This window comes from Limibacter armeniacum (assembly GCF_036880985.1).
Lineage (GTDB): Bacteria > Bacteroidota > Bacteroidia > Cytophagales > Flammeovirgaceae > Limibacter > Limibacter armeniacum.
Window position 1 is genome coordinate 2,330,001 of the sequence record NZ_JBAJNO010000009.1, and the last position, 12,882, is coordinate 2,342,882.

The 12,882-nt window shown below is 42.7% G+C and carries 6 protein-coding genes, 1 tRNA gene and 2 rRNA genes (1 of these 9 cut by a window edge); 2 read left to right on the forward strand and 7 right to left on the reverse strand.

What is annotated here, in order from left to right:
* The 4 genes from V6R21_RS27525 to V6R21_RS27540 all read right to left on the reverse strand — a co-directional run.
* A 23S ribosomal RNA gene (locus V6R21_RS27525) occupies positions 1-872 on the reverse strand; it reaches 1,940 nt to the left of the window's first position.
* Between the two features lie 175 nt (positions 873-1,047).
* Positions 1,048-1,121, reverse strand: a tRNA-Ala gene (locus V6R21_RS27530).
* Positions 1,122-1,225: 104 nt separating this feature from the next.
* A 16S ribosomal RNA gene (locus tag V6R21_RS27535) occupies positions 1,226-2,749 on the reverse strand.
* The 16S and 23S rRNA genes sit together here with 1 tRNA gene alongside, the layout of an rRNA operon.
* 629 nt (positions 2,750-3,378) lie before the next feature.
* The gene (locus V6R21_RS27540; RefSeq protein ID WP_334246721.1) at positions 3,379-5,934 is read right to left on the reverse strand and encodes a WG repeat-containing protein; all 2,556 of its coding nucleotides are present in this window, start codon (positions 5,932-5,934) and stop codon (positions 3,379-3,381) included.
* Between the two features lie 353 nt (positions 5,935-6,287).
* On the opposite strand from V6R21_RS27540, the gene V6R21_RS27545 reads away from it, so the two are divergent.
* Positions 6,288-7,523 carry an ABC transporter permease gene (locus tag V6R21_RS27545; protein WP_334246722.1) on the forward strand — a complete coding sequence of 412 codons (1,236 nt, stop codon included), beginning with the start codon at positions 6,288-6,290 and terminating at the stop codon, positions 7,521-7,523.
* Between the two features lie 80 nt (positions 7,524-7,603).
* On the opposite strand, the gene V6R21_RS27550 is transcribed toward V6R21_RS27545, so the two are convergent.
* The 3 genes from V6R21_RS27550 to V6R21_RS27560 all read right to left on the reverse strand — a co-directional run bounded on the left by V6R21_RS27550 (position 7,604) and on the right by V6R21_RS27560 (position 11,457).
* Positions 7,604-7,990, reverse strand: coding sequence for a SpoIIAA family protein (locus V6R21_RS27550; RefSeq protein WP_334246723.1), 387 nt, complete (start codon positions 7,988-7,990; stop codon positions 7,604-7,606).
* 147 nt (positions 7,991-8,137) lie between these two features.
* Positions 8,138-9,022, reverse strand: a complete 885-nt coding sequence (locus V6R21_RS27555; protein WP_334246724.1) for a DUF4249 domain-containing protein — start codon at positions 9,020-9,022, stop codon at positions 8,138-8,140.
* A 56-nt stretch (positions 9,023-9,078) separates the two neighbouring features.
* Positions 9,079-11,457, reverse strand: a complete 2,379-nt coding sequence (locus tag V6R21_RS27560; RefSeq protein ID WP_334246725.1) for a TonB-dependent receptor — start codon at positions 11,455-11,457, stop codon at positions 9,079-9,081.
* Positions 11,458-11,737: 280 nt separating this feature from the next.
* On the opposite strand from V6R21_RS27560, the gene V6R21_RS27565 reads away from it, so the two are divergent.
* Positions 11,738-12,832 (forward strand): alanine racemase, encoded by a 1,095-nt coding sequence (locus tag V6R21_RS27565; RefSeq protein ID WP_334246726.1) that lies wholly within the window; start codon positions 11,738-11,740, stop codon positions 12,830-12,832.
* Positions 12,833-12,882 lie beyond the last annotated feature (50 nt).

The following is a 12,882-nucleotide window of genomic DNA, read 5'->3' on the forward strand; positions in this document are numbered from 1 at the left end:
AAGAAAACACCCCACGCTGCCCCTAAAGGCATTTCGGGGAGTACGAGCTATTTCCGAGTTTGATTGGCCTTTCACCCCTACCCACAGCTCATCCAAAGACTTTTCAACGTCAACTGGTTCGGGCCTCCAACGGGTGTTACCCCGTCTTCACCCTGGCCATGGGTAGATCACACGGTTTCGCGTCTGCCCCCACCAACTATGGCGCCCTATTCAGACTCGCTTTCGCTGCGGCTCCGTCCCTTGAAGAACTTAACCTTGCTGGTGAGGTGCAACTCGTAGGCTCATTATGCAAAAGGCACGCCGTCACCCAACTGATGGGCTCCGACCGCTTGTAGGCGTACAGTTTCAGGATCTATTTCACCCCGTTATTCACGGTGCTTTTCACCTTTCCCTCACGGTACTTGTTCGCTATCGGTCTTCCAGGAGTATTTAGCCTTGGCAGATGGTGCTGCCTGCTTCAGAGGGAGTTTCACCGGCTCCCCCCTACTCAGGGTACTTGCCTGATCAACACATTACCTGTACGGGACTCTCACCCTCTGCGGCGGCGCTTTCCAGCGCCTTCCAGTTCCGTGTCTTCACATTATGCAAGCCCTACAACCCCGACAGTGCCGTAACACCGACGGTTTGGGCTTCTCCGCGTTCGCTCGCCACTACTTGCGGAATCACTCTTGTTTTCTCTTCCTGCGGGTACTTAGATGTTTCAGTTCCCCGCGTTGGCTCTAAAACCATGCCTTCAGCATGGTGGGTTGTCCCATTCGGATACCTTCGGATCAAGGGTCATGTGCACCTCCCCGAAGTTTTTCGCAGCTTGTCGCGTCCTTCATAGCCTCTGGAAGCCCAGGCATCCACTGTACGCCCTTTATTACTTTCTCTTGCTTTTCTTCTTGCCGCCTGCCGTCAATACCGAACAATCAGCATCAACTGCGGCAGGCAGGCCTCGTTGCTTTTTAATTTGGCAGTATGTCAAAGAACCTTTCTTTTCCGTCTTGCGGTCTCCCTTGTCCTGTTTCTCGTCTGAAACTTGAAGGGAATACCCGGAAAATGAGGTGGAGGATATCGGAGTCGAACCGATGACCTCCTGCGTGCAAAGCAGGCGCTCTAGCCAGCTGAGCTAATCCCCCGGTCATCTAATCTCAAGGATTGTTTTGAGTGACTTGGACAGTGTTCACGCCGTACAACCAACGGCACAGGCGCCTTCCCCTACAACTACAGGGACGGTCTCCAGAAAGGAGGTGTTCCAGCCGCACCTTCCGGTACGGCTACCTTGTTACGACTTAGCCCCAGTCGCTGGTTTTGCCCTTGAGAGCTCCTGTTACGGCCACCCTCTTCAGGCCCACCCAACTCCCATGGCTTGACGGGCGGTGTGTACAAGGTCCGGGAACGTATTCACCGCGTCATTGCTGATACGCGATTACTAGCGATTCCAGCTTCACGCAGCCGAGTTGCAGGCTGCGATCCGAACTGAGATAGGGTTTTTGGGATTCGCTTCATGTCGCCATGTCGCTGCCCTCTGTCCCTACCATTGTAGCACGTGTGTAGCCCTGGGCGTAAGGGCCATGATGACCTGACGTCGTCCCCGCCTTCCTCTCTGCTTGCGCAGGCAGTTCCTCCAGAGTCCCCGGCTTTACCCGATGGTAACTGAAGGTAGGGGTTGCGCTCGTTGCGGGACTTAACCCAACACCTCACGGCACGAGCTGACGACGGCCATGCAGCACCTTCCCATCCGTCCGAAGAAAGATCTATCTCTAGACCTGTCGAATGGGATTCGAGCCCAGGTAAGGTTCCTCGCGTATCATCGAATTAAACCACATGCTCCACCGCTTGTGCGGACCCCCGTCAATTCCTTTGAGTTTCACTGTTGCCAGCGTACTCCCCAGGTGGAAGACTTATCACTTTCGCTTGGGCACCCACCCCGAAGGGCAGACACCTAGTCTTCATCGTTTACGGCGCGGACTACCAGGGTATCTAATCCTGTTCGCTCCCCGCGCTTTCGTACCTGAGCGTCAGTTACCGGCCAGTAGGCTGCCTTCGCTTTCGGTGTTCCTCCCCATATCTGTGCATTTCACCGCTACATGGGGAATTCCGCCTACCTCTCCGGTACTCAAGTCTGCCAGTATCAATGGCACTTTCACAGTTGAGCTGTGAACTTTCACCACTGACTTAACAGACCGCCTGCGTACCCTTTAAACCCAATAATTCCGGACAACGCTTGCACCCTCCGTATTACCGCGGCTGCTGGCACGGAGTTAGCCGGTGCTTATTCATAGGGTACCGTCAGAGCAGGGCGCACCCCACTTGTTCTTCCCCTATAAAAGAGCTTTACGACCCGAGGGCCTTCTTCGCTCACGCGGCATGGCTGGGTCAGGCTTGCGCCCATTGCCCAATATTCCCTACTGCTGCCTCCCGTAGGAGTCTGGTCCGTGTCTCAGTACCAGTGTGGGGGATCATCCTCTCAGAACCCCTACTGATCGTGGCCTTGGTGGGCCGTTACCCCGCCAACTAGCTAATCAGACGCATGCCCATCCGCTGCCGGATCGCTCCTTTAACTGTTCACCCATGCAGGTAAACAGTGCTACGGGGCATTAATCCGGATTTCTCCGGGCTATTCCCCTGCAGCGGGCAGGTTGCATACGCGTTACGCACCCGTGCGCCGGTCTCAGGCTCCCCGAAGGAAACCCTACCCCGCGACTTGCATGTATTAGGCCTGCCGCTAGCGTTCATCCTGAGCCAGGATCAAACTCTCCATTGTAAGAGATTGTTGACTTGGGCTGCCCCCTGAAAGGAACAGCTCCAATTGTCGTCGTGTTTTCTGACCTGTCTCCTGCTTTTCAATTGTTGGAATTGACGCTTGTGCTTGTCTTGTCGTACTTGTTTTGCGTGATCGAAATAAAACCCTAAAGCCTTATCCCTTACCACTGTCCTAAATCCTCTCAAAGAACTTTTCAAAATCCAACTTCTTGGACTTTTCCGCGGATCCCTCCGGAACCTTTTCGCTTGAAGCGGCTGCAAAGGTAAGAAAACCTTTTTTGTTTGCAAGCACTTTTCGCTATTTTTTATTTTCAAGCCGTTAGCCCGAAAACCTTCCCGAAAGAAGCGGATGCAAAGGTAAAACCTTTTCCCCGTTATTTGCAAGCAACATTGTGAATTAATTTTAACTTATCCATTGTCGCTGTCAGGAAGCATTATCACCGCTCCCGTTGGAGTGGCTGACCGCTGCGGGTGTTTCCCGTTTTGCGGAGTGCAAAGGTAGGAAAAAGTTATTGCTGTGCAAGACCTAGAATTGCATTTTGGAGATAATGAATGTAAACGTAAAGAAAACAAAAACACTACGCATTGAGTTTCAATGCATAGTGTTATTTGAATTGTTTTTATTTTTTATCATTCAGGGCAAACTATGTTCTGATAAGCCCTTTCTCTAAGAATATTTTCCTTTAGCAGTTTACCATCCTTATCAAAGTAAAGTATTACATATAGTCCTACTTGACTAATCGATCGTTCTACAAAGTATATGGGTTCTTCTACTGTACCTAGGTTTATTATATCAGAGAACTCTTCAATAATAATCCTTCCTCTCTTATTACTTAATACACCGTATCCAGTACTTCTATAAGTAATCAATACTGTTTCGTCATCCGTTTCCTTGACCAAACGAAAGGATTCAAATACTTCAGGCAAAAAGTACTTACCTTTTATATTCAACAATTTCCACTTTCCACTATGATGAACTAATGCAACAGAGTCATTCCAATACTTCAATTCATCGTATTCAAAATCAACAATAGGCTCATCTTGTATATCAATTAGTCCGTAGTTTCCCTTTTTAGCAATAAAAACACTATCTGAATTGCCATAAGGTTTTAATAAGACATCATATGAAGGAGGAATTGTAACTCCTTTCCAATGATGATACAAACCAAACTTCTCTTGCTTAAAAATTGAATAAAGCCCCGGCGCATTACTTGCTATACCATCATATTCTTCAGAAACTACTCTTTTACCCGCCAAATCAAACAACCCCCTTTTACTTCCTGACTTTACCATTACCAACTCCTCATTAATAATATTGATATCATTGTAACGTGGCTTCAGAATGATCTCTCCATTTTCAGAAAGAAGCTGCATTTTTCGATTTTTAGCTTCTGCTATTATATAAGGTACCTCTCTATACACCTCTCCTTCCAGCTTGCGACCTACTTCTACCTTAATTCGATTATACTTGGAAAGTGGCACTAACTGTTCTCCGTCAAAATAACCCAGTTTTTCATCTCCTTTTTCAAGCAAAATGCCCTTCTTACCTAAAAAGGATAAAGTATCATAAGTCACATCAATGAAAACCACCCCATCAAAGTTCATCACCCCCCATTGCCCTTTCTGTTTTACAGCATAATAAGAAGGCCCTTCAATTGCTTTCTCAAAAACATTCTCATTAATCCGGTTACCAAAATGGTCTAATATGGTTACTGTAGAGTCCTTATAAACTAGCCAACCTTCTTCTGTCTCAATAATTTCGTCCGTAAATGGTATCACAACCTCTCCCAAGGCATTCAATACAGAGACTTGCTCTTGTTTTTCTACCTCTATAAAACCACGCTTGATCTTTTCTGCATCGTCATAAGGATACTGTACCGTAATACTATTTTCAGCATACAATAAATCCGACTCCTTGATGACTCCTACCTTATTACCTGACTTCAAAATGAAAATAGTACCTTGAGTGCTTTCTATATAATCATGGTCTTCCGGTAATAGCAAACGATCATAACATGTAGACACTCCCCACTTCTTATTGTTACTGACTTTTACCAAACCTTCCGTCAGTGGTTCAATCTTATTGTACTTGCAAGGCATCATCTCAAACCCACTCTTATGTATCAAGCCCCACTTATCGCCTATCCTTACTCTTAAAATATCCTGACTGAATGGTTCAATCGCATCATATTCTACTCGCAAGCATTGTTCACCTATCTTATTATAGGTGCCTTGCTTTGTTCCATCACTGAAAATGATATAATCTTCCTGCACTCCTTCACACAAGTAGTCTTCCGGAATTTTGACAGCCGATGGCTTTACTTGCATCACTCCTTTATGATCAAAAAAACCAAAGGTCTCACTCTCTGCACTGTAATAGGGGTAGTACTTTAAGCTATCTACTGTTGCTAGCTTCTTGTATTTGGCAGGTGAATCAGGGTAAAACTTAAAAAAGGCTTTCTTGTCTGTATACTTATACCACAAAAACTCCCATGCTAAAGCGGCATATGCATAATCGGGGAATTGACGTACGTACTCCTGATAGCTTTCTTCCTTGTGGTCAAAAGTCAATAGGTCAAAAAGCTTACGATCGGCTTCAGACTTGAATGGACTATTAGGATAATCCCTTATAAAGTCAGCATATGCACTTTTGCTACCCAATCTTGTCTTATCTGTATAAAGTAGCTTATCATAACGCTTTTCAGCATCAGGTTTCTGGACAGCATCAGGGTATTTGTCTATAAATTGCTGATAACTTTGATAAGTATCTTCCTGCTCTGCCTGTACAAAAGCCAAACTATCCCGAAGAGACTTTGCTTCTTTCAATTGTTGGGCTTCAGGAAAGCGTAAGACAAAATCTCTGAAAGACTCCTCTGTATATAATGAGTCTGCTTGCGAAAAAGCTGTTGACTCTATTCGCTCTTTAACGGTGGTCAATGTTTCATTGGTAAAGCCATCCTCAGCAAACTCCGTCTTTGTTTCAGTATCTAGCTGATCAAATAGCCCCAGCCCTACCCTTACAAACTTATAAGCAGAGTCCAACTGATAGGCACCTGTATTCCTTTTGTCTGCATAGTATAAAGTCAATAAGTAAGCAGCTTCAACATTTAGAGCTTCTTTTTCCAGATTTTTGTCTACTTTTTTCTTTACCCGCTCGAAATCACCCTTCTCAAGTGATTTGATCAATGAGCGTACATTTTGAGCTGTAACAGCAGAAGATAGAAATAGTAAAAGCCCACAGGATAATAGTAGGAGCTTTTGTAATAATGGTTTTTGATAGTGCATATAGTTGTGTTCGTTACGGAAAAGTTTTCAGCAAAAGTTCTCCGCCTTGTTGTCTCAAGATTTTTGAAAGGCTTAACGTCTTTTATGTTACTCATCCTTTCATTCCTTGCGATCTTAGTTACTTTTGTGATACGAATTTAACAAATTATCCCATGTTGCCTTTCAGAACATCATTTTTCATAGCCAAAAGATATTTCGTTTCACAACGAAACCAAAAAAGGCACAAGTCTTTCTTGCGCAGCTTGATAGCTTTTTTGCTAACGCTGTTTACATTTTCGCCTAAACGCATCAAGCAGGCTTACAAGAATGCGATTGATGCTTTTATAGGGCAGAACTTTATTAAGATACTTTCCAATATCTCTATGATAGGGGTAGGCTTTGGTACAGCCGCTTTAGTAATCGTATTATCTTTCTTCAATGGTATGGAAGGCGTTATTACAGGCATGTACAATCGTCATAACCCCGAGCTGCTTATTACACCACATAAGGGAAAAGGCTTTGCCTTTGATGAAAAGCTACAACATACAATTGAAAGCATTGAAGGTATTGATGCCATAACAGAAGTTATTGAAGACAATGCACTGCTTATATTTGGAGACAAGCAGAAAGTCATCAACATGAAAGGGGTTTCTGATAACTATGCCTTACAAACACAGTTTGACACAACAGTAGTATTAGGAGAACCATTACTAGAAAAAAATGGGATACCATATATATTGGTTGGTTCAGGCGTATATCAAGAACTCAGTGTGAGACTCAAAGACAGAATCAGACTAATCCAGTTTTGGTACCCTAAAAGGGACTTTCAAGGCAGTATGTCTCCAGAAACCGCTTTTAACCGTGCCTACATTCAAGCAGGCGGTGTGTTTCTGGCAGAGCCTCAGTTTGATCAGAATACGGTAATTGTACCTCTTTCCTTTGCTCAAAAGCTTTTGGAGTATGGCAATAAGGTAACTGCCCTTGAAATTAAGCCAACTCAAGGTTACTCCGCTCAGGATATTCAGGAGCAACTAGAAAGTAAAATTGGAGAGGATTTCGTCATTAAAACAAGGAAAGAGCAACAATCCAATATCCTAAGGGCGTTGGAAATCGAAAAGCTCTTTGCATTCCTGACGTTTGTCGTCATCTTGGGAATTGCGTCCTTCAATGTATTCTTCTCCTTAGCAATGCTGGCAATTGAAAAGAAACATGATATTCAAATGCTATTTGCGATGGGAGGAACTAAAAAGATGATTCGTAATATTTTCCTGCTAGAAGGCTCCATTGTTGCTTTCATGGGTGCAGGACTAGGACTTAGCTTTGGGTTTATCGTCTGCTTTTTACAGGATAAATATAAAGTGATCACCACAGGTACCTTTAACACGTTGATGGATGCCTACCCTGTAGAAATGCGTTGGCAAGACTTCCTGACAATTGGCGGCGTCATTCTGTTTATTACAGTAGTTGCCTCTATTGTCCCTGCCAATAATGCCAGCAAACAAGTAAGTTAGTTATTAAGCAAAAGATTTTAGATAAGAGAATCCCCCTGAAACTTAAAACTGTTTTCAGGGGGATTTTGCGTTATCCCAAATTATGCTTTCGAATCGACAAACTTCATAGCCTCATCCAGTTGTGACACATCAAAGTACCGCTCCTCCCTACCTTCTTTCAACCGTTGGAAAAACAGGTTATCAATAGGCACCAATGCTTTCAGTATTCTGGAATGTGCCACAACCGCAATATTCCCCATCTTCTTGTAATTGCGGAATGTCCAGATGATATCCTCCATAAATGCCTTGATGCTACTCTCCGTAATTTTCAGCTCATCCAACTTCACTAAAATATTAACCTGCTCATAGCCCTGTTCCAGTTTCTTCTCAAAAAACTTCTGGAAAAGTTTCTCATCAACTTCTGTAAACCCTTCAATCACATCAAATGCCAACGTATTGGAATCGAAAGTCTTGATTTGTTCAATCATAGCAGTGCTAGTTTTGAATGTTCTAAAATCTTTTGAGAGACAAGGTTTCCTCTTTTGGTATTCTTCCACTAGAACATCAACAGCAGTGATATGAGTTTCGAAAATTAGCTATATCATATTGTCTGTTTACTAATAGACGAAAACTAACTAATTGTTACTATTCAACTCCGTTTCACTAAAAGCCCCAAACATCCCTATCCCATCTCCTTCAATATTAGTGTATATGTTTTTTGGTTCTGCAAAAGGATTATCATCTACCTCCCAATAATACTCCAAGTCTTTGTGGTAGAGATAGTAATTTCTGTCTACAGTTAACAGTTTGGCTTTCAGTGGTGAATTCGTCTCTTTATAACCATAATATTCACTTTGCGCCCTTAGCATCTCACCATCACGGTTTGTATCTGAGAAAAGATATTGGTCAAAATAGGATTCATTCCAATAAGTGGTTTGGGTGATACCGTCATCATACAACTCGCCTACCCATGCACCCACTCTATAGTAATTTTCTTCTCCCGATTTGTCATTCCAAATCACCCTAATACTATAAAAATCTGCTTTTTGCTCCAACTCCATCTCTGCTATTGGGTTTGCCTTTGGCACTGTACATTTTGCCGTAAGCTGTAACCCTCCTTGCGTTGTTATATTAACAGTGTAAGTATTTCCTTCTACAATCGGGAAGCTTTCCTGTAAGATACTGTATAACAGCATATCACTATCATAAGGTAATATTACTTCATCTATCCCATCCGATATCTTTACAGTGGCATCAGTGATTACCTTTTTCTCTCCATAGTGCATGTCTCGTTGTGTTCCTATTATAGGAACATTACTTGACAGTGAAATATCAATTGTAGGGAGTTGAGGACTGATTACACCAAATACAGCTACTTTACTTTCAAACTCCGGTAACAGATTTGGGTCAACATCTCTGGTCATAAAGTTTTCATCACAGCTTGTCAGGCTCAATATCAATAACAGCAGAACACCTACATAGCTTCGTTTTAAGCTTTTTGTCTTAGATATATAATTCATGTCTTGCATTTCTTTAGTCAAATTGATTATTCGTTTTCACTTCCTAGTGACTCCTTTTAAAAATCAAATCGGTAAGAGATAGATGGAAGTATTGGGAAGAGTGATACTTGTTTCAGCTTTCGAGTACGTGTTCCATCTGAATTGTAAGTATCATCGGTAAAATAGAAGAATGGGTTTCTGCGGTTATACAGGTTATAGATTCCTATTTCCCATGTACGTGTACCTCGCTTTTTCTCCTTATGGAAGCGTGCCGCAAAGTCAAGTCTGTGGTAAGGAGCCATCCTGAAGTTATTTTTCTCCCCAAAGTAATTGACCTCTGCATAGTAACCGTAGGTTGGCGACTGTGGTGAAGCATTGTCTGGACTTGGATTGTGCTGATCTGCCACGTAAGTACTGATTGCCATATTTACAGGTGCTCCAGTACCATAAACCCACGTAGCTGAAAGTGTTACCTTTTTAGTTGGTTTATATACAGACACGATCGAAAGGTCATGTCTACGATCCTGGTTGGCGAAAAATTCTTTTCCGTTATTTAGCTCTGGAAAATGCATTTTTGCCCATGATAATGTATAGCCTACCCAACCTGATAGTTTCCCTACCTTTCGCTGTAGCATAAACTCCATACCGTATGAGGTTCCTTTACCTCTGGTAATATTGTTTTCCCAGTCTACTCCTTCATAAGCACTTTCAGGATCATCAATAAACAAGAACGTTGCCCCTTCTTTATATTGAATTACATTGTCAGACCTCTTGTAATAGCCCTCTACGGTCAATGCCAGATTCGACTCATTGAAATCCTTTGCCAATCCAAGTGCTACTTGTTGGGAGGTTTGCGGAGCTACATTTTCTGTAGATGTCACCCAAAGGTCAGTTGGCAAGCCAATGCCTGTATTGCTCAGTCGGTGGATGTACTGGTTCATCATTGCATAAGAGCCTTTTAGGGCCAAATCATCTGCTACACGGTAAGAAATATTCACTCTAGGTTCAGGCTTGAAGTACTGTGTATTCTTATGCTTAAAGGCACTCAACCGTAGCCCTGTATTAATCGTCAATAGCGGAAATGGTTTATAAGTATCCTCTATATAAAGGCCTCCTTCAAAGGTGTTGGTAAAAACCTGGTTATTGACATCTATATCACTGTATGTATCTCTTAATACCAATGCAGATGGAGCAAATGAATGTCTTGTGAGTTGTGCCCCGATACGGATATGGTGCCTTGGGTTGGGCAAGTAATCCACATCATACTTCAGTGACAGGTCACGAATACGGGAAAAGTATTGCAATTCGTAGGTATAATCTTGTTCTTCTTCCTCTGAGTCAATTCCGAATTTGTAATCACTGAAAACTAAAGTAGTGTTTGCAAAAAGCTGGTTATTGAAAAGGTGATTCCAGCGAAGTGTTCCTGTGGCATTTCCCCAGTTAACACCACCTTGACTTTTATTCCCATCTCCATTATACCTTGTATAAAAAACATCCCTGCCAAAATAACCACTCAGGTATAGCTTGTTCTTTGGGCCAAAGTCATAATTAACTTTTGCATTCAGGTCATAGAAATAATAGCCTCCTTTGTCATCAGCTGGCATTAGTGGACGAGCCAACACATCTATATACGTCCGACGACCTGATATCAGGAAGGAAGATTTGCCTTCAGAAAGCGGTCCTTCTACCATCAAGCTTGAAGATATCAACCCAATGGCTGCTTTGCCCTGAAACTCTTCCTTGTTACCATCTTTCATATCCATTTTCAATACGGATGAAAGTCTGCCTCCAAATCTTGCAGGGAATCCACCCTTGTAGAGTTCCACACTCTTTAGTGCATCGCCATTAAAAACAGAGAAAAAACCGAAAAGGTGATCTGCATTATAGACCACGGCATCATCCAGAATCAAGAGGTTCTGGTCGCTGCCACCTCCACGTACATAAATCCCGCTACTTCCTTCCCTGCCAGACTGTACTCCAGGCATCAGCTGCAATACTTTCATTACATCTTTTTCACCAAGAAAAGCTGGGATCTCCTGAATCTGTGCAACAGGCACCCCTACTACGCTCATCTCTGTCCTTTCACTTACTTTCTCCTGCTGTGTAGCGACAACCTGTACTTCTTCCAGTTGTACAGCATCTTCTTCGAGCTGTACTTCCCATTGAATATCTCCTGTCAGAGAAAGTTCTTTTACCTGTTTCTGATAACCTATAAAAGACACCACAATCCTCCTTTTCCCTTCAGGTAAAGTCAAAGAGAAAAAGCCATAAGTATTGGTTGAGGTTCCTTGCTGTAAGTCGGCATCATAAATGGTAACTCCTGGTAATAATTCTCCGCTACCTTGCTCCTTGACATAGCCGCTAATGGTATAGGTATTGGATGGAGCTGTTTGCGCAATACTGCGGTTGCCTATCAGGCATGACACTAAAAATAAAAGGGTTAAGATTTTATTCATCTTAGTTACTAGTTCTAGTTAAGCTGTTTTTTTGGGTTCAGTTTGATCAATTGAGAATTCGTCAAATAAAAAGGCAATTGGGGCATCAATATGGACAAAAAATGCAAGCTAAATTAGATGATTCCAAAAGGAATGTGTACATTTTTCTGATTTCTAACGTGTCAAAACAGATGTCAATAGGTCAAACCTCTGACTTTTTTCAAGAGTGTTTTCATTTTGACCTGAAGGTCAACAGACTAACAACTATAATCCAACAAACAATTCTAACTGATAGGGGAAAATGATTAACAAACCAACACTGCTTCTTGACGAGGGAAAATGCAGAAGCAATATCCATCAGATGGTCAGCAAAGCCCGACGAAACAATGTCATACTCCGTCCACACTTCAAGACACATCAGTCACATGAAATTGGACAATGGTTTAGAGAAGAAGGCATTGATAAGATTACGGTATCCTCCCTTACTATGGCGCAATACTTTGCACAGGATGGATGGAATGACATTACAGTCGCCTTCCCAACCAATATCTTGGAAATTGAAACCATCAATGAATTAGCTAAAAAGATCACACTCCGTCTGGTAGTCGAATCGCTTGAAACCGTTACTTTCCTTGCTAAACACCTAACTGCACCTATTCATGGATGGATCAAGATAGATGCAGGTTATCACCGCACAGGTATTAGTGCCACAAATTACGATGGTATCTCAGCACTTATGTTTGCAATGGATGATGCTGACAAAATTACATTGGATGGCTTCCTATTACATGCAGGACACAGCTATGCTTGCCGCAGTAAAGAAGCGATCATAGATATCCATCATCAGAGTATAGAAGCTCTTGACACTCTGAAGAAGCACTTTGACCACCGTTATCCACCATTAAAACTCTCCTTGGGAGATACACCAACATGTAGTGTTGCGGAAGACTTTAGTTTGGTAGATGAAATTCGTCCCGGAAACTTCGTCTTTTACGATGTTACACAAAGTCAAATCGGGTCATGCGCTCTCGAGCAAATTGCGATTGCTATGGCTTGCCCTGTAGTAGCCATTCATAAAGACAGGAATGAAGTCATTGTTTATGGTGGCAGTGTACACTTCTCTAAAGACACAATAGATGATAATGGGGTCGATACTTTTGGCGTAATGGTAGAAACAAAAAGTAATGGGTGGGGAGATGTAATCCATGGAGCCTATATGAAAAAGCTCTCGCAGGAGCATGGTACTATCCATATGCCTAGTGAAAAGATTACCCAAATAAAAGTAGGAGACATTGTCACTCTCTTGCCTGTTCATGCCTGTACAACAAGCAACCTGATGAGGAGCTATCAAACTACAGCGGATGAAAGGCATATTGCCCGAATGAGTAGCTTATAAACGGTTTACATATAAAATAAGAGTCATCCCATGTATATGAGATGACTCTT